The 23,933-nt window shown below is 44.0% G+C and carries 18 protein-coding genes and 1 riboswitch; of the genes, 3 read left to right on the top strand and 15 right to left on the bottom strand.

Translation table 11 applies throughout. The features are described 5' to 3' along the window. The first annotated feature begins 1,414 nt into the window (after nucleotides 1-1,414). Nucleotides 1,415-3,436 carry a glycoside hydrolase family 127 protein gene (locus EL210_RS01220; protein ID WP_018919419.1) on the top strand — a complete coding sequence of 674 codons (2,022 nt, stop codon included), beginning with the start codon at nucleotides 1,415-1,417 and terminating at the stop codon, nucleotides 3,434-3,436. Nucleotides 3,437-3,535: 99 nt separating this feature from the next. On the opposite strand, the gene EL210_RS01215 is transcribed toward EL210_RS01220, so the two are convergent. The 12 genes from EL210_RS01215 to EL210_RS01160 form a co-directional block, all read right to left on the bottom strand. Then, nucleotides 3,536-4,654, bottom strand: coding sequence for a TerC/Alx family metal homeostasis membrane protein (locus tag EL210_RS01215; RefSeq protein ID WP_018919418.1), 1,119 nt, complete (start codon nucleotides 4,652-4,654; stop codon nucleotides 3,536-3,538). Nucleotides 4,655-4,694: 40 nt separating this feature from the next. Continuing rightward, entirely contained in the window at nucleotides 4,695-5,765 is a 1,071-nt protein-coding gene (locus tag EL210_RS01210) for a GumC domain-containing protein (RefSeq protein WP_018919417.1), read from the bottom strand. A gap of 37 nt (nucleotides 5,766-5,802) precedes the next feature. Next, nucleotides 5,803-8,238, bottom strand: coding sequence for an SLBB domain-containing protein (locus EL210_RS01205; protein ID WP_018919416.1), 2,436 nt, complete (start codon nucleotides 8,236-8,238; stop codon nucleotides 5,803-5,805). A gap of 852 nt (nucleotides 8,239-9,090) precedes the next feature. Further along, on the bottom strand, nucleotides 9,091-9,747 hold the full coding sequence (locus EL210_RS01200) for a hypothetical protein (RefSeq protein ID WP_018919414.1): 657 nt from the start codon (nucleotides 9,745-9,747) through the stop codon (nucleotides 9,091-9,093). 108 nt (nucleotides 9,748-9,855) lie between these two features. After that, a complete protein-coding gene (locus EL210_RS01195; RefSeq protein WP_018919413.1) occupies nucleotides 9,856-10,590 on the bottom strand; it encodes a hypothetical protein in 735 nt (244 codons plus the stop codon). Then, the gene (locus EL210_RS01190; RefSeq protein ID WP_018919412.1) at nucleotides 10,587-11,090 is read right to left on the bottom strand and encodes an RNA polymerase sigma factor; all 504 of its coding nucleotides are present in this window, start codon (nucleotides 11,088-11,090) and stop codon (nucleotides 10,587-10,589) included. Before EL210_RS01190 ends, EL210_RS01195 begins: the two co-directional genes overlap by 4 nt. A 143-nt stretch (nucleotides 11,091-11,233) precedes the next feature. Further along, a complete protein-coding gene (locus EL210_RS01185) occupies nucleotides 11,234-11,737 on the bottom strand; it encodes an STM3941 family protein (RefSeq protein WP_018919411.1) in 504 nt (167 codons plus the stop codon). Nucleotides 11,738-11,824: 87 nt separating this feature from the next. After that, a complete protein-coding gene (gene rsgA / locus EL210_RS01180; RefSeq protein WP_004374529.1) occupies nucleotides 11,825-12,757 on the bottom strand; it encodes a ribosome small subunit-dependent GTPase A in 933 nt (310 codons plus the stop codon). An 8-nt stretch (nucleotides 12,758-12,765) separates the two neighbouring features. Beyond that, entirely contained in the window at nucleotides 12,766-13,326 is a 561-nt protein-coding gene (gene frr, locus EL210_RS01175) for a ribosome recycling factor (RefSeq protein WP_018919410.1), read from the bottom strand. 45 nt (nucleotides 13,327-13,371) lie between these two features. Then, nucleotides 13,372-13,848: a GAF domain-containing protein gene (locus EL210_RS01170; protein WP_018919409.1), complete on the bottom strand. Its 477-nt coding sequence runs from the start codon at nucleotides 13,846-13,848 to the stop codon at nucleotides 13,372-13,374. Then, complete coding sequence (gene rsmA, locus EL210_RS01165) at nucleotides 13,845-14,642, bottom strand: 16S rRNA (adenine(1518)-N(6)/adenine(1519)-N(6))-dimethyltransferase RsmA (protein ID WP_018919408.1); 798 nt, start codon at nucleotides 14,640-14,642, stop codon at nucleotides 13,845-13,847. The genes EL210_RS01170 and rsmA overlap by 4 nt, the downstream gene beginning before the upstream one ends. Nucleotides 14,643-14,993: 351 nt before the next feature. Then, nucleotides 14,994-16,340 (bottom strand): MATE family efflux transporter, encoded by a 1,347-nt coding sequence (locus EL210_RS01160; RefSeq protein WP_025879578.1) that lies wholly within the window; start codon nucleotides 16,338-16,340, stop codon nucleotides 14,994-14,996. Nucleotides 16,341-16,359: 19 nt separating this feature from the next. Continuing rightward, a riboswitch (purine riboswitch) is annotated at nucleotides 16,360-16,456 on the bottom strand. Nucleotides 16,457-17,383: 927 nt separating this feature from the next. Here EL210_RS01160 and EL210_RS01155 point away from each other — a divergent pair. Next, a complete protein-coding gene (locus tag EL210_RS01155) occupies nucleotides 17,384-18,382 on the top strand; it encodes a lysylphosphatidylglycerol synthase transmembrane domain-containing protein (RefSeq protein WP_025879579.1) in 999 nt (332 codons plus the stop codon). A gap of 24 nt (nucleotides 18,383-18,406) precedes the next feature. Next, the gene (locus EL210_RS01150; RefSeq protein ID WP_018919405.1) at nucleotides 18,407-19,867 is read left to right on the top strand and encodes an aminoacyl-histidine dipeptidase; all 1,461 of its coding nucleotides are present in this window, start codon (nucleotides 18,407-18,409) and stop codon (nucleotides 19,865-19,867) included. A gap of 134 nt (nucleotides 19,868-20,001) precedes the next feature. Here the strand turns inward: EL210_RS01150 and EL210_RS01145 are convergent, their stop codons facing one another. The 3 genes from EL210_RS01145 to EL210_RS01135 are packed head-to-tail and all read right to left on the bottom strand — an operon-like array spanning nucleotide 20,002 to nucleotide 23,267. Next, nucleotides 20,002-21,240: an ABC transporter permease gene (locus EL210_RS01145; RefSeq protein ID WP_018919404.1), complete on the bottom strand. Its 1,239-nt coding sequence runs from the start codon at nucleotides 21,238-21,240 to the stop codon at nucleotides 20,002-20,004. Nucleotides 21,241-21,254: 14 nt separating this feature from the next. After that, entirely contained in the window at nucleotides 21,255-22,037 is a 783-nt protein-coding gene (locus EL210_RS01140) for an ABC transporter ATP-binding protein (protein ID WP_018919403.1), read from the bottom strand. 12 nt (nucleotides 22,038-22,049) lie between these two features. Beyond that, nucleotides 22,050-23,267: an efflux RND transporter periplasmic adaptor subunit gene (locus tag EL210_RS01135; protein ID WP_018919402.1), complete on the bottom strand. Its 1,218-nt coding sequence runs from the start codon at nucleotides 23,265-23,267 to the stop codon at nucleotides 22,050-22,052. Nucleotides 23,268-23,933 lie beyond the last annotated feature (666 nt).

The following is a 23,933-nucleotide window of genomic DNA, read 5'->3' as shown; positions in this document are numbered from 1 at the left end:
CTATTTTTAAATCCGCTGCAAAGTTACGTCTTTCGGGCAAGAATACCAAAAAAAAATGCACAAAATGGGTTTTTCTGTGTAGTTCAAAGAAAGATTCAAGTGGCTCGTTTCAGCTTTCAAAAGTGACAGCCTGCCTTTTCCGACAACACTTTTCCAGTGTTCCTGAAAGTCGATTTTGTAAAGTTTATTGGCTAAAAAACACGTCGTTTCATTTTCATCATCTGGAGAAAATAAACGCTGAAAATTGACTTTCAATAACAAAATAAAGCGAATGAAAACTTCAAAATCGGCATTTCACATGCCAATCTGCGTCAAAACATCATGTATTCTGCATCAAATCAGTCCACTATCTGCATCAAGTGACCGCGCAACTTGCATCACATTGCACGACAAAGTGACGCAAATCACACTGTTTATCAACATCATGTTATGCTGCTTCTCCTGTTGTTTTTTATAATCAACTGATTGACAATACTTTACAAACTCATTCAAAACTCGCGTATTTCCGCCCGTAACGCTTTTATTTTTCAGCATGCCCCTTCCTGCGAAAGCATTTGTAAAAGAAAATAACAAGAACCCACCCCCTGCCCCTCCCCAAGGGAGGGGAGAACTAACCTGCGGAGCCTCCCCCAGCCCCTCCCAAGGAGGGGAGAGCTAACTTGCGGAACTTCTCCCGGCCCTTCCCAAGGAGGGGAGCGCTAACTTGCAAAGCCTCCCCCGACCCCTCCCAAGGAGGGGAGACCGAACTTGCGGGACCTCCCCCTGCCCCTCCCAAGGAGGGGAGCGCTAACTTGCGGGACCTCCCCCTGCCCCTCCCAAGGAGGGGAGCGCTAACTTGCGGAACCTCCCCTGGCCCCTCTCAAGGAGGGGAGAGCTAACTTGCGTAACCTCCCCCTGCCCTTCCCAAGGAGGGGGGAGCTAACTTGCAGAGCCTCCCCCAGCCCCTCCCAAGGAGGGGAGAGCTAATTTGCAAGGAAATTAGTTTTAACTCACTTCGTAATTATACATCATGCATTGTGCATTATGAATTAATTACAATTCAACACTCCACATTCCACATTAAAAATTATGCATCATGCATTGTGAATTATGAATTAAATTCAATTCAACATTCCTCATTCCACATTAAAAATTATACATTATGCATTGTGCATTATGAATTAAAACAATCTCACATTACTCCTGTCCTGTGGCTTTCCAAGCCACAGCACCCTGTTGATTATAATAAAAAATTATCCTACCTACATAATAATTCAATAACGATAAAACCATAAGAGATTTCAACTTAAACAACAGCCCAAGATATTAAATTATTTAAAATAATGATTATTCAATATACACTTAATCGTTTTCAAGAAAAGAAAATCATAAATTTGCCACATTAAAACAATCATCTTAAACCCTAAAACGCATCATGAAAAAGAAACTACTCATCGCAATCATGGCTTCAGCAGCCACTTGTGGAGCCATGGGGCAACCTTCCATAAGTGGCTATCCCTATCAGCAAGTGCCTTTCACAAGCGTTACTCTCACACCAGGTTCATTCTTTGGCGACCGCGTGAGAGCTGCAAAAGAAGTGACGATTCCATTGGCTTTCAGCAAATGTAAAAGCGAACACCGCTACGAAAACTTTGAGAAAGCCGCCCACCCCAGCGATAAATACAGCGTTGAGAAGTTCATGCTCTTTCCTTTTGACGATACCGATGTCTACAAAACCATTGAGGGTGCAAGCTACATGTTACAGAGTTTTCCCGACAAAAAACTCGTGAACTACATTGACAGTGTACTCAACATTGTGGCTAAAGCACAGGAAACCGATGGCTATCTCTACACGGCACGAACGATGAATCCTATGCGTCCGCACCCTTGGTCGGGCAAAAAACGCTGGGAAAAAGTAGAAGACTTGAGTCACGAACTCTATAATCTTGGCCACATGCTTGACGCTGCCGTAGCCCATTATCAAGCCACAGGCTCGAAGAAGTTTCTTGATATTGCACGTCGATATGCCGACTGCGTGATTCGCGAAGTGGGGCCAAATCCTGGTCAAGCCTGCGTTGTTCCCGGTCATCAAATAGCCGAAATGGGACTTGCCAAGCTTTATCTTGCAACGGGAGACAGGCATTATCTCGATGAAGCTAAGTTCTTTTTAGACTACAGAGGCAAGACAACTATCCGCAATCAGTATTCTCAAAGCGATATTCCTGTTGTCAAACAACGCGAAGCTTGGGGTCATGCTGTACGTGCAGGCTACATGTATGCCGGCATGGCGGATATCGCTGCACTCACTGGAGACAGTGCCTATATCAAAGCTATTGACCGCATTTGGGACAACATCGTAAGCAAAAAGTATTACTTGACAGGCGGTGTTGGCGCACGACATAACGGCGAAGCCTTTGGCGCTGATTACGAACTGCCCAACCTGACGGCCTATAATGAAACCTGTGCCGCCATTGCACAGTGCTATCTTAACATGAGATTGTTCATGCTCCACGGTGATTCGAAATACATAGACTGCTTGGAACGCACATTATATAATGGTGTTATCAGCGGTATGAGCATTGATGGCGGACGCTTCTTCTACCCTAATCCACTTTCTGCTGACGGCATTTACAAGTTCAATGCCGACGGAACAACAACGCGTCAACCTTGGTTTGGCTGTGCCTGTTGTCCCAGTAACCTCAGCCGTTTCATACCTTCTATCCCCGGATATGTCTATGCAGTACGAGGCAACGACGTTTATGTGAACCTCTTCATGGCGAGCAAAACCAACGTGAAAGTAGGCGGAAAGGAGATGAAACTGGAAACAGAAACCAACTATCCTTGGGATGGAAAGGTAGCGATTCGCGTCAAAGGAAATACCAATAAGAATGCATCTCTGTTGGTTCGCATACCAGGTTGGGCACGCGGTAAGGTCACTCCAGGCGGTCTTTACAGTTTTACCGACAAGCAAAAAGACGATTGGAATATTGCAGTAAACGGCAAAAACTACAACGTTGAAAAGGCAGAAAAGGGCTATATCCGCATCAACAAAGTGAAGAGGGGCGATGTGATTACGCTGAATCTTGACATGCAACCACGCACAATTTTGGCCGATAAACGCATCACAGACGACCGCGGTTGCGTGGCCGTTGAGCGTGGACCACTGGTTTATTGCGCTGAAAGCGCTGATAATAACGGCATGAAAACCAATCAGATTTACATCAAGAACAATGCCGTCTTCAATCTCATCAAGGATTATAAAATCAGGAACACCGAAGCAGATGGAAAGCTTTTCAGCGTTGATGCCTTACAAACAGCAGCACAGGAATTGTCGAAAAACAATGAGGGAAACCTGACATTGAAGAACTTCAACCTCACACTTATCCCCTATTATGCTTGGAATCATCGCGGAACGGGATGCATGGACGTATGGTTAAAGAGTACAGATTTGAAGTAAATCCTTGCTTTCGGAATACTCATTTCATGGAAAAAGCCTCCGACATCAATGTGTATCGGGGGCTTTTCCTATACGGTTTCTATCACAAAAGCTATATGCTTATTCCTTATGCCGGGCTTCAATATCTCTCTCTTGGGCAGGATGAGCAGCGGGTTTTATAATCAAAGACGCTGCAATACTTATCACTAAGACAGCCACAATGACACCGAGTGACCACAGGGCATCAATCTCTACATAATGATGTATGAGGAGTTTCACTCCGATAAACAACAGTAAAAAGCTGACACCTGACTTCAAATAACGGAACTTGTCGGCTATGGCAGCCAGCAAAAAGAACATGGCACGCAGGCCAAGAATAGCGAAAATGTTGGAGAAGAAGACCACATAAGGGTCGAGACTCACGGAGAAAACCGCCGGAATACTATCGAAAGCAAAGATTAAGTCGCTGAATTCTATCACGAGAACCGTCACGAAAAGCGGAGTCATACAAAGCAAACCTTTCATTCCTTTGCCTACCAATTCATAGTCATTCCCCTTTTTTACCGCACGAACAAAAAAGTTATCGCCGTCAAAACGAGGGTAAACATGGAAATATTTCGACAGGAAACGCACCATAGGATGATGCTCTACGTTGATAGATTCTTTTTTATTGCGGTCACGGTACATCTTATATGCGCTGTAAACCAATACGACTCCGAAGACCAACAACACCCAATCAAAGCGCTGAATGATAGCTGCACCGGCAAAGATAAACACGAAACGCAAGACAATTGCCCCCAGAATACCCCAATTGAGCACATGCTGATATTCTGTATTCTTTACGCCGAAAGAGGTAAATATCATCATCATGACGAAGAGATTATCCACAGATAAGGTCTTCTCTATAAGGTAACCGGAAATATAGGAAATGGTCATATAATGGCGATAATGCTGCAAACTGCCTTCGAAATCGTTAGGGTTGAGTTTGAGATGTGTGGCATAATGCGATGCAACGGCCTGCAAATCGTCGAAGTTATGAATGCCATGTACGAGGTCACCATAAAACCAAAGGAAAGCAGAAAAGGCCAAAGCGAGTGTTATCCAGACAAGAGTCCAAGTGCCGGCTTCCTTGATTGACACGGCATGAGCCTTGCGATCAATAACCAACATGTCCAATATGAGGATGGCTGCAATAAAGACAACGAAGCCAATCAAAAAGAGAATTTCAGTAGAATGCATTTCCAATGTGAAATTTTATCTATGTTCTTAGCTGTTATTTCTACATTCCCAACAACATTTTCAATTGCTTTTCTTTCCATAAGGCATACATTGTCACACCGAAAAATGCAATGAAAGCAAACAACAGAACAATCTTCTTACCTTGCGGGCCAGCCTTTTCAATGGGCATAGTAGCACTCTGAAGCGTCGTGAAAGCAGGCGTAACTTCCTGCACTCTCGCATAGGATGCCTGCAAGTTTGCCGCCAAAGCGTTGTATGTATTGAACTGTAATTGCATGTCATTCTCAAGGTCTTCCTGCTTACTTCGCAAGCTCTCAAGTATCAAGTCCTGATTACTGTCACTGAAAGAACCGTAGAGTTGGCGCGCCTTCTCATAGCGATGCTTAGCTTCCGAGCACAGTTTCTTGATGTTTTCCAAGTCATTCCGTGCCTTGTTCGTACGATATTCCGTGATGAATTCCTGTAGGCGTGACTGCACAGAATCAGCCATAGTAGCTGCTATCAACGGGTCCTGATCGGTCACATTAATAGTAATGACGCCCGTTTTCTCATCCACATCGCATGATACATTCTTTTGAATTGCCTTCATGATTGCCGTCTGCTGCTTGGTCAACATGAATGTATTGAGTTTCTCATTCTTAATGGTATCCTTGCCGGAAAAAAGCTTTATCCACCATGGTTTCTGTTGATAATAGAGCAGATAATCATAATAATTCATCATCTTATGGCTGTCTTTACGATGCACCTTGATGTCAAACAGACTGCCTTTGAAATCAACAGAGTTCATCAAATCAGGATAGAGATTTGGCGTAATGGCATCAATGTCCTTGCTTCCACTACTTCCAAGCTTCACCCCAAAAGATGAAGCAACTGAACTAAACGAGCTGGTTGCCCCTCCGTTCAGCGACAGTTCAGGCACTAACGTTACCTGACATTCATAATAAGCAGGCAGTGACAGCGCATAAACAGCACCAAGAATGACTGATGCCGAAATAAAGATGACATAGTTCTTCCAATGCTTTTTCAATGCATCAAACAACGCTTTGAAATCTATGGAAGTCTCTTCTTCCTCCCATTGAGGATTATTTTGTAGACGATTTTCTTCGTTCATGCTGGATAATAGGTTTAATATAACGTTACGAACAGCCTTATTTGACGAGATTAGCAATGGTTGCAAACATTGTTGCCAACGACGCCATGCTCGTTCCTATGCCTAAGATATTAGTCAAAGCATTGCCATTTGGCTTCGGTTTACTCGGCACTATAATTTCGCATCCAGGTTCAACCTTATGCTTTCCTGCCACACTTACCCGACCATTTTGATAGACAATAAATGTCTTCGAGTGTTTTGCACGCGTGCCAAAACCACCGGCCTCATTGATATAATATCTGTAGTTACGCCCTTCTTCATAAGCAACCGTGTTCGGATACATCACATCTCCACTGATCTTTACAGTTCCATTATACTCCGGAACGACGAGTTTATCACCTTCACGCAATACAATATCACTGTTTGAACCAGGGTTTTCAAGTGCCTTGTCAAGTTCTATACCCACATAATAAGTGTCTGCATAGTCAAGAAGATTAGTGTTGACGCTGTCTTTCCCGTTTTGATTGTTCACCACACGCATAACAGATTTCATGCGAATTCGCTCGTCTTCATTAATCTTCCTCTCTATTCTTGCACCACGAATAAAAGCTTCTGACGTCACCCCTCCAGCCATTCTGACAAGGTCACTCAGCCTTGTATTCTTCTTATTCAAGGTATATGTGCCTGCAAAGAGCACTTCGCCACTCACCGAGACATTGCGTTGTGCCTGATAACCAGGGCTGCGACGCACATAAACTTCATCATAAGGTTCCAGCTTAAAGCCTGCAGTTCCATCGATAATGAAACCATCCTTAAGTGTGAAACTGAAAGTTTTTGCAATCTCTCTTGGCGAAGTTGTTGCCGTTGGATCAATGATACGACGCGACACATCGACTTTAGCTGTCGAAGCAGCATCGGTCAATCCGCCCGCCTGCATAATGAAATCTTCGATCGTTTCGTTATCAGCATACTGATAAGAACCAGGGAATTGCACCTCACCATGAATGGTAATAGTGCGTGCAGAAGTGCGCTCACTCTGGGTTGGAATAAAGAGAACGTCTTCATTCTGCAATGGAATATCGGCCACACTGCCGTCAAGAATTCCCTTCACATCAACCGCAATAACCTCTAAAGTACGGTCTTTCTTCAGACGATGTAACACGGCATGATCTGTGAAAGCATCCTCCGTGACACCCTCTGCATGCTTAATCAGAGAGCGAACACTGTTTATCTCCTGCCCCAACTGATAAAGTCCTGGGCGGAATACAGCTCCTTTAACCTCAATCATATTATCGTAACGGTTGAGTATAGAGTCTGCAGAAATCACATCACCATCAGCAACTCGGAAGTTATTCATTTCGAATTCACTGACATTATACACCGACTTTTCACGCCCGGTTGAACGTAACAACCGCACAGACTTCTTGTAAGCATTGCCTGCAAAGCCGCCAGCATAGCGGATAACGGAAGCCACACTCTCGTTCTTTCTCATTTCATAAGTCATCGGACGCTTTACAGATCCGCCGATATCCACTAAGCAATCGTAAGGCCCAACCACGATAACATCATTGTCTTGAAGACGGATATTACCCGTCAATCTGCCGTTAAGAATGTAGTCATAGACATCAACAACCGTTGCCAAACGACCGTTACGGAACACCTTAATATTACGCAACGTACCTAAACCATTAATACCTCCGGCCATATACAGGGCGTGGAAGACGCTTGCGAAAGCACTGACCGTGTAGGTTCCAGGCACTTTCACCTCGCCCATCACATTCACAATGATAGTCCGAGTCTGTCCAATGGAGGTCTTAATCTGGCTACTACTATAGCGTGATCCTAACGTTCGACGTATCTTCGCATTAGCTTCGGCGACCGACATACCGCTGATATAGATAGGCCCATAGCCCGGAACGGTCACCGTTCCCTCTGGAGAAACAACCAAAGTCTCGGTCTTTTGAGAGGCACCATAAATCTCAATAACCACTTGGTCGCCTGCACCTATGGTGTAATTTGTCGGTGTTGCAATGTTCATGTTTGGCTCGAAGCTCAACAGTTTGTTGTTGAAGATGTCGCGACCAAATACTTTTTTGCCACCGGGAGACAGCACTTCTTCTGCATGTTCGTTGATGTTTCGCTGCACTTGCACGTATTGTTGTTCAGCGGTTTCCTGTGAAGAGCGGTCCAACTGCATATTACCCGAAGTCAATTCCTGCGGCTTCGATCCGCTGTTATTTCTCAAAGTACCATTCGAAGTGACTGCACTACCACCGTCAACCTTCGTTTGATTCTGGCTCTGATACTGGTTCCGAACACGTCGAATCTGGTCAATCTGCACACCGCGCTGCATGAGTTTGGTCACAATCTGCCCGTTGGAAGTCCCGGCCTTGTGCTCTTTCTGATAGAATTGCATTACCTGATCGTCACTCATCTGAGCGAAACAGCTCATGGAAATGACAGAGAAGAACACACAAAAGAGAATTCTTTTCATAAATTTATCTTGTATTTTATTTTTCCTTATGCAACAAAAAAAGTAGAGTTAATAGACCTATCAGCAGTCTTTCTAACCTATCTGCCCCGCTACTTTGCCGACGATTATCCCATCACTGCATCGACATCAGAAAACGAAAAGACACAACTTACTCCTATTAATATGGTGCAAATTTACAAAAAACAACGATTGGAAACGAATGATTTGCCGTTAAAATGCAAATTAATTTTAAGGCATATCGACTGTGACCTGTGTTTAGTCATCAGCATTAACAACTGTAGAGACACCGGACATCAACACAGAAAGAGGCTCCACATACAGGCTGTTCCTCCAAGAAACAACGTCTTCCAAAACTGCAATCAGTGTAAAAATCATTCTTAATTTTTAACATTTCAAATCACCACCAAACAGAGAAAAAGAAGCGAAAAAACGAGGAATATCTTCCAAGTTCAAAGCCTTTGGCGTGCAACTTCATTCATCATGCCTCGTAACTTGACGCAAAACACGCTGCCATTCAAGTCAAGAAGCACCGTAATTTGATGCAAGACAGAGGCTCTGTTGATGCAAATTACAACGTTTTTCAACATCATTTCGACTTGCATTTTGCTTCAAGTTTTATAATATTCTGACTGTCAATGCGTTACAAAATGCCAAAAATCAGCACCTATTTGGAACGAGAAAGACACTCGTTTCAAATCTTCAGGCCATGCAAGAACATTTGTAAATATAAATGACTAAATTTAACATATCATTCACAACGCGACATCATAGGAGATTATTCAGAACAAAAAAAGTGCCTTACAGGAAGACTAAACCCTGCAAGACACTTCGTCATGGCCTCTGCCACAGACTTTATTTCAATTTTATGGAAATGTAATCATATTGGTTCCCATCCTTTTTCCCACCGATTTTCACGGCAGCTTTCGAGCCCTTCTTCATGACAACAACACTCTTTATCTGTTCAGGTGAGAAGTTCTGTACGTCAACATCCGTCACTTTCTTACCGTCAATGATATACACAATGCGTTTTTCTTTGCGCGTTTTAATAACGACGACGCCGTTCTTTCCTGCTTCTCCATAAGACTCTGCAACCTTAGAACCGGGCTTATGAACAGTTACCGAAGTTATATCAAGCGGCTCTATGCTTTTCAATCCGTCTTTCTTCACGACACCATCTACGATATACAGCAGCTTATGCCTCGTGAATATAAAGTTGTGTTTGCCTTTATTCGCCCCCTCATCAAAAATCTTTGGGATATCAATCTTCCAACCGTCAAGTCTCACTTTCAGGTTTTTCAGGCTGTCAGCCGTTGTTATCCGATGCACGAAACACTTTATATCGGGCTCTATCTTATAGTCTAATATCACCTTGTTTTTAAGTTGTGAACCGTCAAAATTGGTTATTTCCTTGCCATCGATGATATATTTTTCGGTGGTTCTCACTGCCTGTGCACTGCTTGAAACCGCGAACAGAACAGCACAAATGATTGTCAAGATAAATCGTTTCATATTGCGTGATGTTTAAAAATGAATTTCTTTTGAATATTGAGGAAACCGAATGGCTTTTTTCCTGCAGTCAACTTGTCTGCCGGTTCATCGGTCTACGCATCGACTCCTCTACTCATCTTCGAGTGCAAACAACTGCATATTGCCCTCATCATCGCATGGGATAGCGAGAAATTTGCAGTTTGTTTCCGCATCTGCCGATGTAACCACGGCAGCTTTTCCTATGGGGATAATCTCTATTGCCTCGTCTCTTTTAAGGGCAATATCGGCTAAAAAGCGGATTTGTCCTATCATCTCAGGAGTTGAGAGACGCTCTTTCATTGCTTTTTTCACACGTTTGGGATCTGCATTTTGCCTTGTTTTATACGACTTCTCCAACTTCATGGAACCTGCACATGTGTCATTTTCAAGCATGATTTTCGCCGTAGAGTCCGGCAAAGAGGGTGCTGTGTGCTGTCCTGCAGGCTGCTGTTCCGCAGTAGTAAGCGTGGAAAGGAGGTCTTCATCGCCGCGCATTATATGCTTTCCGATTGCAAACAGCAACAGAAATAAGGCAGCAATACCCGACAGCCACATTATGGTTTTCCGCCTGTTCCGTGCTTTCTCATGTGCTTGAACAACCGCTTCGAAAGCACCGGAGAGGTCAGCTTCCACGCTTTCCTCAAAGCCATCAGCAGTTCCAAGCACGCCTAAAAGTAAGGCTACATCGCGCTCGTCGGCTTCCGGTTGATGTGCAGAGAAATAGCTTGCAAGCAGCTTTTCCTCCTCAACAGAGGCCTCCGCATCGAGAAAACGCTGTATTAAAGCCATGCGTTCCGCTTTGTCTTGAATATTCTTCTGTGTCATCTCTGCCGTTTTAATTGGTCTATAATTTGCTTTCTTGCTGCCGAAATAGAGGATTTAATACTCGTTTTCGGACGGTTACAGATGATGGCAATGTCGTCTAAAGTCATTCCTTCGACATTGCGAAGATAGAGAATTCGGCGCGTAGCTTTGGGCAGTTGATTGAACAAAAGCTTGGTCATCTGCCGCCGTTCTGCGTCATCAACAGTGCCCGAAGCACTGTCAGAAGCGATGAAATCACGGCCGTTAATGGACACATTCTCTTGCCGTTTGAGTTGCCGGTAGCGTGTAACACACTGGTTACGCGACACGCGATTGACCCACGCTTCAAGCTTTTCCACCTTGTCAAGTCGGTCACGATAGCGCCACAACAGAATGAGAACCTCCTGCACAACGTCGTCGATTTCTTCTTCCATCTGTAAGGAAGCGAAGAACCGTCTGACGATACTTTCGATCTCAGGTCTTGCACGATGGGCTATCTGTTCATAGGCTTTTTCGTCCATTTTCTATTGTCTGTTCATTCAAATGACGTTGGAAAAGCTTAAAAGTAAAGATAGTTTTTGAAAAAAATAACAATAAATTGCTCAATACTTTTATGCACATTGTTTCGGAAAAGCATTGAAAAGAGAGAAGAAACGCTGTTAGATTACGTCATAGAATGCCTGTCTAACTCACAGCAACAATATTGAAACAGCTCGTCTTTCGTAAAGTTTGTGTTGATCACTGCTATCGAATAAACCATTCCGAAATACTTATAGTTCATCTTCATCAGCCACCGTTTCCACGGTTTCTGACAGCGATTGATAACCGTCTCGGGGGATTTCAGGACTACAGCGATGATATCCGAACCGCTGATCTTCAACAGTTGAAAGCCTTGTATGTCGTTCCATGCCACCTTATCTCCTGCTATCACCAAGGCCTCATCCGTGAATTGAAGATATTGTTCGTGGGTAAAGAGCGAACGGATAATCCGATAAAGCATCACCAAACTACCCAAGCCGAAGAACAAAAGCGTAAGAATGCCAATGCAAATGGGCAGTATCGCACCGTATCTTTCACGCACTTGAACATCTGAAATCAGCCAGATGCCGATGGTGATAAAAGCAACAAGTATGACATAAATAACTATTCTACGCAGGAACAACCGCATGATTTAGTGATATTTTATTGGATTAAACAGAATATGTTGCAATTTCTTGAAAGATAAGTGGCTATAGAACAGCCCGAGCCTTGACTTTCAATAGGCCTCACGATACTTGTTTTCGTCTTTATCTTCGAGCATTCCCAAGTAGCTTTGATAGCGACTTTGGGCGATATAATGGTCTTCCAAAGCCTTCAACACAGCGCAACCTGGCTCGTGAGTATGCGTGCAGTTGCTGAACTTGCAGTCTTTAGAGAAGTGGAAAATCTCACGGAAATAGCTCGTAAGTTCTTCGGGTTCCATGTCGAAAGTGCCGAAACCTTTGATGCCGGGCGTATCAATAATATAACCACCTTCAGGCAGTTCGAGCATCTCACTGAATGTCGTTGTGTGCATACCTGTATTGTGTGCATCACTGATTTCAGCTGTACGGAGGTTTGCTTCAGGCAGAATTTGATTGATAAGTGTGCTCTTTCCCACGCCACTGTTACCGCTTAAAAGCGTTATTTTGCCTTTCAACAGCTTGTGAAGTCCTTCAACTCCCTCACCCGTTGCAGCCGAAATCTCACGGCACTCATAACCAATGGTCTCATAAAGATGAACCATTGACTGCTGATAATGCCGCTCGTCATCAGAGAGAATGTCGCGCTTGTTGAATACAAGTACCACAGGAACGCTGTAGGCTTCAGCCGAAGCAAGAAACCGATCAATAAAGGTTGTGCTGGTTTGTGGGTAGTTAACGGTGACAATAAGAAACGCCTGGTCGACATTAGCAGCAATGATATGACTCTGTTTGCTAAGATTTTGCGACTTGCGTATAATGTAATTACGGCGTTCATCAATGTGCGTAATGAACGCCGTTCCTTCTTGATTAAGGGCTATTTCCACATGATCGCCGACAGCAACAGGGTTAGTACTGCGGATACCTTTAAGGCGGAAATTGCCCTTAATCTTACATTCGACAACCTTTCCATCATCAGTTTTGACGGAATACCAGCTGCCGGTGTTCTTGATAACGAAGCCTTTCAATGTGCTATTTATACGGTCATGATTTCCTTCTGCTTTTCAGTGAGAAGTTCATCTATCTTCTTTATAAACTTATCATGAACCTTCTGAAGATCGTTTTCGGCATCTTTTTCGAGATCTTCTGACAGTCCTTCCTTAATAGCTTTCTTGAGTTTGTCTTTCACTTCACCGCGGACATTGCGGACTTCGACTTTAGTGCGCTCGCCAATCTTGTTACATTGCTTCACAAGTTCCTTGCGGCGTTCCTCTGTGGGCTGTGGAATACCAAGACGAATCACCTCACCATTGTTCTCAGGAGTAATGCCGACATCACTGTCCATGATAGCTTTTTCAATATCTTTAATAGCTTTCTTGTCCCAAGGACGAATGGCAATCGTGCGTGCATCGGGCGTAGAAACGGTGGCTACTTGGTTCAATGGCACCTTACTTCCATAGGAATCGACCTTCACTCCGTCAAGAATTGCCGTGTTAGCACGGCCTGCACGGATGTGAGTTAGCTCGTCTGCAAGATACATTGCGGCCATTTCCATGCGCTCTTGTGCATCACTTAATGTTGCTTTAACATCTATCATATCTCATTGTTTTGGTTTCTATACGACAAAATTAGATATTAATTTTCATTCTTCCAACTGTTTCCTTAAAATATTTTCAATCTTTTCGAGGTTGTAAGCATCGGCAGAATCAAAGGCCGAAAGCTGCTTACTGTCAATATCCATGACAGCCCAGACACTGCCATCCGACCGATGAAGCGGCACAACTATTTCTGAACGGGAAAGCGAAGAACAAGCTATATGCCCTGGAAAAGCCTCTACATCGTCGACAATCAGCGTGCGGTTTTCGGCCCAGGCGGTCCCACACACACCACGGCCACGGGCAATATGCATGCAAGCCACAGTGCCTTGGAATGGTCCAAGCTGCAGTTCTTCACCACAAACCAAATAAAATCCCGTCCAAAAGAAACGCTCGGGAAAGGCAAAATGCAATGCCGAAGCAACATTGGCAAGCACACTTGTGATGTTTTTCTCACCCGAAATAAGACATTCTATCTGTCTGCAAAGCGTTTGATAAGTTTGTTCTTTTGCACTCATTATCATACAGACAGCTCCCTTTCTACAAGATTAGTCAACTCCACAAACTGCTGAACGCTGAGTTGTTCGGGACGTTTGGTCATCACATCCAACGTAAGGAACTCCGCACTTGCAGGCTTTTCCTTGGAAAACATCTGCTTGATGCTGACACGAAGCATCTTTCTTCGCTGATTGAAAACGGTCTTCACCAATCGCTTGAAGAGTCGTTCATCACAGCCAAGATCGGTTACTTCATTACGCATCATACGGATAACAGCACTCTTTACCTTTGGAGGTGGATTGAAAACTGTTTCATCCACAGTGAAAAGATACTCCACATTATACCATGCCTGCATTAAAACCGAGAGAATTCCATAAGCCTTATTGCCTGGTTCTGAAGCCATACGGAGAGCTACTTCGCGCTGTATCATCCCCGTACAACATGGTATCAAATCCTTATAATCAAGCATCTTGAAGAATATCTGCGATGAAATATCATAGGGATAATTGCCTGTTAAGACGAAAGGCCTACGTTCAAACACCTTGCAAAGATCCATACGAAGGAAGTCTTCTCCAATAATATTATTACGCAATTCGGGATAGTTCTCATGCAGAAATGCCACCGACTCTTTGTCTATTTCGACAGCTTTCACCTCGCGGTCTTTCGTCACTAAGTATTGCGTAAGCACGCCCATTCCCGGCCCAATCTCAAGTACCGGGATGTCAGGACAAGCGTCGACAGTGTCTGCAATGCGCCTGGCGATATTCAAATCCGTAAGGAAATGCTGTCCAAGGTTCTTCTTGGCTTTAACTAACTTCATGCAGTTTGCGTTGTTTATCGGGTTACAAAATTAAGCAATATCACTTAACATGCAAAATAAAAGCATGAAAAAATGGCACATCAGGGAAGTTTCCCTGACATGCCATTCCTTTTTATTTAATTTCTAAAACTTTCTTTTTAGAGCAGCTTCTGCTATTAATGAAGCTTGCTACTTAAATTAATTGCCTGTGCAATCATCACTGCTACAACGGCAAATACCATTAACGTTACCATAATCTTAACCTTTCTTTTAATTGTTATCCTTTAATTATTTCGATGCAAAGGTAAAAAGATTATATTGTGTGCGCAAACAAATTAAGTTCTAATCTCATTAATCTTGCGTTTTATTGACCTAAATCAAACGGGCTTCTCTACGTAAAGTGCGGCGGAAAAAGAGCCAGTAAAGCACGCCCGCTATGGTCAAACCAAAGGGGAAAGCGCTCCAGATGCCCACCAATCCTCCGTCGAGACAGATGCCGAAGAAATAGCCTAAAGGCAGCGTTATGACGAAGTAAGCAACGAAAGCCACGAACATCAGCGGCTTCACATTCGACAAACCGCGCAGTGCATTGGCATAATTGGACTGCATACCGTCGCCGAATTGATAGATGATGAACGGAATAATCGTCAACGACACCATACCAACGACCTCATTGGAATTGGTGAACAATCCGCCGATTACATGGCGGAAGAGGAAGATAGGGATGCTGATTGCAACGCCCATCAACAGAATAAGCTGAAGTCCTGCACTTGCAGTATTGTCGGCATTTGCATAGTTTTTCTGTCCATGATAATAGCTCACGCGGATGGCAACGGCTGCAGCCATACCATAATATAACATGTAACCGAGCTGGCTGATGGTCAACATCACCTGATGAGCAGCAAGAGGCACGGTGCCAATCCAGCCCACCATGACACTCGACAAGCTGAAAGCTGCGGTCTCCATACCTAATTGTAATGCCAAAGGCCAGCCTTGTTTGTTCTGATAAACGAAGTCCTTGGTATTGACACTCGCCTGCACAAAGCCCCTCCTATAAGCCGAATAGCGAGGACGAAAGAATAAAATCACGAGCATCAAACACATGAACAAGCGTGAAACCATTGTTGAAACACCAGCTCCGAAGAGTCCCCATTCGGGCAAACCCAACTTACCATAGATCAAAAGATAATTGCCTATGATGTTCAAAAGATTACCGCAAATCATCACAGTCATGGGCACTACGGTCTCCGTTTTACCGTCATAGAACTGCTTAAACGTGTTGAAACCGATGACAAACGGTATCGAAATCAAATTCACAATGAAGTAAGGACGCATCAAAGGCAATAGTTCTTCGGGCTGTCCGAGATTGCTCAAGTTGAGATAAAGCAGCCCCATTGCGCCCATTAACACGAGAGTAAGCACAGCTCCTGCAGCCAAACCATTCTTCAAAGCGGCGCCAATCTCACTCTTCTTTTCCTGCCCGTAAAGTTTCCCAATGATAGGCGTCAGCCCATAGGAAAAGCCAAGTCCGAAGAGCAGAGCAAGCGTAAACATATTCGTAACAAAGCTTGCGGCAGCCAATTCCTGTAGGGAATGGCGGCCAATCATCAGCGTATCGGCAAATCCAAGAATAATAGTTCCAAGCTGTCCCACGGTGATAGGCACGCCAAGGCGCACCAAATGAGGATACTGTACGGTGTACTTTCCAAATCGATTCATCTTGTTGTTTTCTGTTTCTACATTATATAATAACTGCCATAGACGGCTATTTGCGGTAGCCGGTAGAAACGTCTGACCCATTACAGACCTATATAACAGCGCGGCAAAGATAAGAAAAAAAACGCAAAGATGCAAGAGAAAGCAGAGAGAAATGAATTACCTCCCCCAGCCCCTCCCAAGGAGGGGAGAGCTAACTTGCAAAGAAATTAGTTATAACTCACTTCGTAATTATGCATTATACATTGTGCATTATGAATTAACCACAATCCAACACTCCTCATTCAACATTAAAAATTATGCATTATGCATTGTGAATTATGAATTAACTACCATTCAACACTCCACATTCAACATTAAAAATTATACATCATGCATTGTGCATTATGCATTAAATAAATTCGACATTACTGACTGTGCTGTAGCTTTCCAAGCTACTGAAAGTTTCTATTTACATTGTAATCTCATGAAAACAGCTCCTAACCACAAGGCGAATTACACTGTAACTTAAGTTTCCTTTTAAGTTGAAAATGTAAAAATTTACTGCTAAGAAAACGGCCTTTGAAATTTGATGAAATAGAAATGAAATCGCTTCTCAAAACCTAAAATCAACTCACAAAACAGTCTTGAATGCGCAACAAGCATCCTGTTTTTTCACAATTCAAGTCACTTTAGGCCGCTTTTTGCATCAAATCACCGCGCCATTCGCATCACTTTACAGCCTATTTTGACGCAGATGACAATGCAACCAGCGTCAAATGAGCACATCTCTTCATCACATTTTTGCTCATATTTTGAACTTGATGACTTAACAATCTCATTCTCAACATCTTACCAAACGCCCTCAAAACTTGCGTATTTACGCCCGAGTGACTTTTATTTTTCAGCGAGGCCACTCTCCAAAAGGCTTTTGTAAAGAAGTTTACACCATAGACATCAGCATGGATATAAACACAGAAATGGGTTTATTTAATTTCGTTAAACATCGTTCTTCATGCTTCTATTTAATCTATTTTATCTAAATTTGTAACATTAAATAGTAGAAAGTGAAGAAACTATCAGCTAAATTCATTAAGATTGTTCTGCCGTTATTGCTCGGCGGAGTCATTCTTTATTGGATGTATCGCGATTTCGATTTCCACAGCATCAGCGACGTTCTGTTCCACAAGATGAACTGGATGTGGATGCTGTTGTCGTTTCCTTTCGGCATATCGGCACAGGCCTTTCGCGGTTGGCGCTGGCGACAGACGCTTGAACCTATCGGTGAAAAGCCCCGCACTTCGACTGCTGTTTATTCTATTTTCCTGTCATATGCCGTCAGTCTTATCGTGCCCCGAATGGGCGAATTCGCCCGTTGCGGCGTGCTGAAGCATTATGATGGCGTTTCTTTTCCCAAGGCCATAGGCACTGTAGTGACCGAACGTGCCATTGATTCCCTGCTTGTTCTGCTGATTGCACTGCTCACTTTTCTTTCTCAGATACCCGTTTTTACGCGTTTCTTTGACAAAACCGGTACGCGGATTGATACCCTCTTTACCAATTTCTCGCTTGCAGGTTGGTTGGTTACTGCCGTCTGTGGCGTCGCAGTTCTTATTCTGCTCTACTATCTTCTCCGTCGGTTGCGCTTTATAAATAAGGTGAAAGGCACGCTCAAAGGTATCTGGCAAGGGGTCAGTTCGTTGAAAGATGTGCACAATGTACCGCTTTTCCTCTTCTACACCATAGCTATTTGGGGAAGTTATTTCATGCACTATTACCTCACGTTCTTCTGTTTCAAAGCCACCTCGGGGCTGTCACTTTCCTGCGCATTGGTTACCTTTATCGTGGGCAGCATCGCCGTGATTGTGCCTACACCCAACGGTGCAGGGCCATGGCATTTCGCCGTAAAGACGATGCTTATCCTTTATGGTGTGGGCGAAACTGATGCCCTTTATTTCGTTCTTATCGTGCATAGTGTGCAGACTCTTCTCGTCGTTCTGCTGGGCCTCTACGCCTGGTTAGCATTGGCATTCACCAAGCGAAACGACACTGTTCAACATGAATAATCCAATCTATTAAATCATTATATTATGAATGAAATTGCAAATCTACAGCCAAGTTGCATCTGGCGAAACTTCGATGCATTGACAAAGGTCCCACGTCCTTCAGGCCATTTGGAGAAAGTTCAGCAGTTCTTGCTCGACTTTGCAAAGCGAGTGGGGATTGAAGCTTTTATAGATGAGGGCAACAATATCGTCATGAAGAAGCCTGCAACGCCTGGAATGGAGCGTCGAAAAGTTGTACTTATGCAGGCACATATGGACATGGTACCTCAGAAGTCGCCTGAAAGTAATCACAATTTCGAAACAGATCCAATCGAAACCTATATCGATGGAGAGGGTTGGGTGAGAGCAAAAGGAACCACACTTGGTGCCGACAACGGCTTAGGTGTAGCTGCAATCATGGCCGTTATGGAGGCAACCGACTTGCAACATGGCCCTGTTGAAGGCCTCATCACAGCCGATGAAGAAACCGGAATGTTTGGTGCAAACGACCTGCCTAAAGGCGAATTGAATGGCGACATCATGCTCAATCTCGACTCAGAGATGTGGGGTAAGTTCGTCATTGGCAGTGCCGGTGGTGTGGATGTCGATACAACTCTTGATTATAAAGAGGTGGAAACTGACCCTGAAGACGCAGCATTGAAGGTCACACTGAAAGGACTTCGAGGCGGACATTCAGGCTTGGAAATCCATGAGGGGCGTGCAAATGCAAACAAACTCATGGTGCGTTTCGTGCGCGAAGCCATTGAAACCTGCGAAGCTCGCCTGGTTTCTTGGAACGGAGGTAACATGAGAAACGCCATTCCTTTCAAGGCAGAAGTCGTGCTGACCATGCCTAAAGAGAACGTAGAAGCAGTGAAAGCACTTGTTGAAGACTGGAAAGCTGACTTCGAAGATGAATACAAATACATCGAAGAAAACATTGAATTCTTTGCTGAAAAGGTAGAAACTCCGAAGACAGAAGTGCCTGTTGAGATACAAGATAACCTCATTGATGCTATCTATGCATGTCATAATGGGGTGGTTCGAATGATACCTGCCTATCCCGATGTCGTTGAAACATCGAGCAACTTGGCCATTATTAAAATAGAAAATGGCAAGGCTGCCTTCAAGATTCTTGTGCGTTCATCACGCGAAGACATGAAAGATTATGCTGTAAAGACACTCGAAAGCTGTTTCAACATGGCTGGAATGAAAGTTGAAGCCAGCGGCAGTTATGGCGGTTGGGACCCCAATCCAAACAGCGAAATCCTTAACATGCTGAAACGTATCTATAAGGAACAGAATGGCAAAGAGGCGATTGTGCAGGTTGATCACGCAGGACTTGAGTGTTCTGTTATCTTGGAAAAATATCCTAACATGGATGTTGTCAGCCTCGGTCCAACGCTTCTTAGCCCTCACACAACTAATGAACGTTGCCAGATTTCAACCGTAGAACCTTTCTGGAAACTGTTGAAACAAGTGCTTATTGAAGTGCCGGAGAAATAAATAGGAACCTGTTTCAACTCATAAGAATAATTTAACCCCTAATCTTTTGCTTTGACTTTGCCCGCAAACTTGCATGCCAAAACAAAGCAAAAGACTGGGGGTTATCTTTTGGCAAGAGCCTTTCTGCCTCCTGCTTACTCATATCTAATGGCCTCAATAGGGTCTAATTGCGCCGCTTTCTTGGCCGGATACCAACCGAAGAACACACCGGTGAGCGTGCAAACAGCAAAGCTCATGACGATACTCCAAGCTTGAATATAGATTGGCCAATGTGCTATCAGCTTGACACTATACGATGCTCCGATGCCAATTACTACGCCAATAAGACCTCCCGTGACGCTAAGTAAGATGGCTTCGATAAGGAACTGATTCAGAATATCAACGCCACGGGCACCTACACTCATACGAAGACCAATCTCACGAGTGCGTTCTGTCACCGAAACATACATGATATTCATGATTCCAATGCCTCCAACTATCAGCGAAATCCCTGCGACACAGCCCAGAAGAACAGTCATTGTGTCGGTCGTCGAGTTCATCATTGAAGATAGTTCTTCCTGAGATCGGATGTTAAAGTCATCGGCATCAGCCTCTGAAGTGTCAGTAGCATCCTTTAATTTATGGTCCCTACGCAGTATTTCTGTAAGTTGTTCTATGGCCTTTTCTGTAAGGTCTTCCGTGATAGCAGAACACTGTATCTCACTTAAATAGGTTTGAGCAAGGATACGTTTCATCACAGTTGTATATGGCGCAAGCACCAAATCGTCCTGATCCATGCCCATAGAATTATAGCCTTTCTTCTTGAGTACGCCCACGATACGAAAGGGAATAGACCCGAAACGAACCACTTTACCGACGGGATCTGCCCCATTAGAAAACAGATTATCTACCACTGTTTGCCCTACAACGCATACTTTCGCAGCGCCTTTAATGTCATTTTCGGTGAACATCTCACCGTCTTCAACACTCAACTGACGTATTTCCAAATAGTCTTGATTAACCCCATAGATGCTCGAAGGTGTGTTGTTGTTGCCATAAATCCATTGACCGTTACTGCTTACCACTGGACTTATCGCTTTGATATAATCGCATTGATCCTTGATATTGTTATAGTCCTGCATCTTTAATGTCTCCATTGAAGAGGCATCTTGACGCACACCGCCTCGCATATCAGCACCTGGATGAATCATAATCATATTAGATCCCATCTGCGCTACATTCTCTTGAATGCTCTTTTTGGAGCCTTGTCCGATGGCAAGCATCGTGATAACCGATGCCACTCCAATGATAATGCCCAACGCAGTGAGGAAAGATCGCATCTTATTTGCAAGGATTGCGCGTACTGCTATCTTAATAAGATTGATATAATTCATAATGAACAGCTGTTTTATTCATCAGAGTTTGCAGGCAAGGCAGCCAGTCCTTCCGCTGCACTCTGAATGTTGTTGTTATACTCATCACTGATAACTCTACCGTCACGTAACTGGATATTCCGGCTGGAATAACGGGCTATATCAGGATTATGGGTTACAAATATGATGGTTCTACCCTCTGCATGCAGTTTCTGGAACAGCACAAGAATCTCAAACGAGGTACGAGTATCAAGGTTACCTGTTGCTTCATCGGCCAGAATCACCGCCGGATTGTTGACCAATGCACGTGCAATAGCCACACGTTGCATCTGTCCTCCCGACATCTGATTAGACTTATGATAGAGTCGTTCGCCCAATCCCACAGCCTTTAATGCCTCTATTGCACGCGCCGTCCGCTCTTCTGCAGACACGCTTGCATTATACATCAGCGGCAGTTCCACGTTCTCCACGCTCGTCGTCTTGGGCAGAAGGTTATAGTTCTGGAATATAAAACCAATCTTTCTATTACGCAGAACCGCTCTCTGACTCCTTGACATATTGCGCACAGAGATGCCATCTAAATAATATTCTCCACTACTTGGCGTGTCAAGACAGCCCAACTGATTGAGCAATGTAGACTTTCCTGAGCCGGATTTACCCATGATTGTAACGAATTCCCCCTTCATAATCTTGAACGAAACGCCACGCAAGGCATGCACAAGTTCGTCACCAACCATAAAGTCTCGCTTCACATTCTGCAACTCTATGATGACTTTCTTCTCGTCAACCATGTCATTCATATTCGCTTTTCCTTTCATTCTACGTCACGATTACTTCTTCTTTTGTCCGGGACCCTTAGGTCCAAACGGACTCTGGTCACTGCTGTTGGCCGTTGTTTCGTCCTCATTCGTCACGGCTGAAACGCTGGTAACAATCACTTGTCCACGGCTTACACCCGACAGTATCTGCGTATGTGTGCCGTCGGTCATGCCAATGTTCACAGGAACAGACTTGATAGTATTCCCCTCAATGACCCAAACTTTCGACTTTCCACCGCCATCTACAATCTTCATATGCCCCACCGTCTCCTTCGTTGGCGTATAACGCAGGGCCTTACTTGACACACTAAGCACGCCTGAACGCTCTGCTGTGAAGATGGTTACGTTGGCTGTCAATCCTGGTTTCAATTTCAGATTGGCATTCGGAGCACTGATAACAACTTCATAAGTCACAACATTATTCGTCGTCGTTGCCTCTTGTCTGACTTGCTTTACCGTGCCTTGAAAGGTTTCATCGGGATAGGCTTCCACGGTAAATGTGACGCGTTCGCCCTCCTTTACACCGCCAATATCAGCCTCATCTACATTAGCAACCACCTGCATATTGGTAAGGTCTTGCGCAATGGTAAACAGCTCGGGAGTACTGAAACTGGCTGCAACGGTCTGGCCTTCTTCAACACTTTTGGAAAGCACAATGCCGTCAATAGGCGATGTAATGGTTGCATAACCAAGATTGGTCTGTGCCCGTTTCACCTCTTCCTGCGCGGCGTTGACCTGCTGTCTGACAGAACTTACACTCTGAGATGCCGTCTGATAACTCAAAAGTGCAGTCTCAAAATCATTCGCCGACACTAAACCTTTGTTGTATAATGTCTTGTAACGATTGAAGTTTGCATGCTGATAAGCCAAATCTTCCTGTGCTTTTCGCAGGTTAGCCTGCATCTGTTGAAGATTAGCTTTGGCCGAATTGAGCTGGCTCATCAGGTTAGATTTGTCAAGTTCGGCTATCACTTGCCCTTTCTTGACCACGCTGTTATAGTCTACATACAGTTTACTGACGATGCCAGACACCTGAGTACCAACGGTAACACTCGTCACCGGCTCTATCGTTCCCGTTGCCGTGATGCTGCTTTGAATATTGGCAGGAGCCACTTTCTCCGTGACAAAATCAACCTGTTCCTTTCTCTTCGAGCCTGAAAACGCCCATACAGAAACGGCAACTACGAGGACTACAGCTACAATATACCAAACCTTACTGATCTTTTTCATTGTTTCTTATCCGTATTATCTTATTTTATTTCCACATGACAATCGTCATCAATCCCCAAATATGCAATTATCTCGTTGCATCATTCCTGCCTTTATGCAGTGGATAACAAGCTAAACGGTCTTCAGCATCAAAGAGATTTATGCTTTAGACCATATTCTCCTTCCATGGTTTATCCCGCAAGTGGCGATTTAACAAAAAATAAATCTTAGTGTCATTAGGCCACAATAGCATCACAACCGCCAAGCCAAGAGAAGATTACAGCGCATGACATCGCAGGAAATCCCATTCATCAAGTCTTACTATCGCCTTTTCTTCATACCACGAAACACTCTTTTTCTCCGCTCTTTCTGCATCAACGCATGCCTCTTCACAGACATATCTGCAAAGAAACTCCACACTCGAAGCGGTCTGTTTTTGTAAATATTGTTGTCCTGTTTTTAACACTTCAAAACCTCACCATCTACAAAATGAAAGACGAAAAAACTGACTTGATTTTGCTATTCTATTCTCCCCGGCAGACCATTTAAGTCATAAAGTCATGTAACTTGACGCAGATTACGCCGCTATTTGCATCAAATTGCGCGCTAAAATGAATGTAATTGCAGGGTAATTCAATACAAATTGCATCGTTTTTTCATGTGATTTTGCATCGTTTTCCGCAACAA

The sequence above is a fragment of the Segatella oris genome, from assembly GCF_900637655.1.
GTDB classification, from domain to species: Bacteria; Bacteroidota; Bacteroidia; order Bacteroidales; family Bacteroidaceae; genus Prevotella; species Prevotella oris.
Note: the sequence above shows the minus strand (reverse complement) of the source record. Positions and strands in the feature narration are given on the sequence as shown.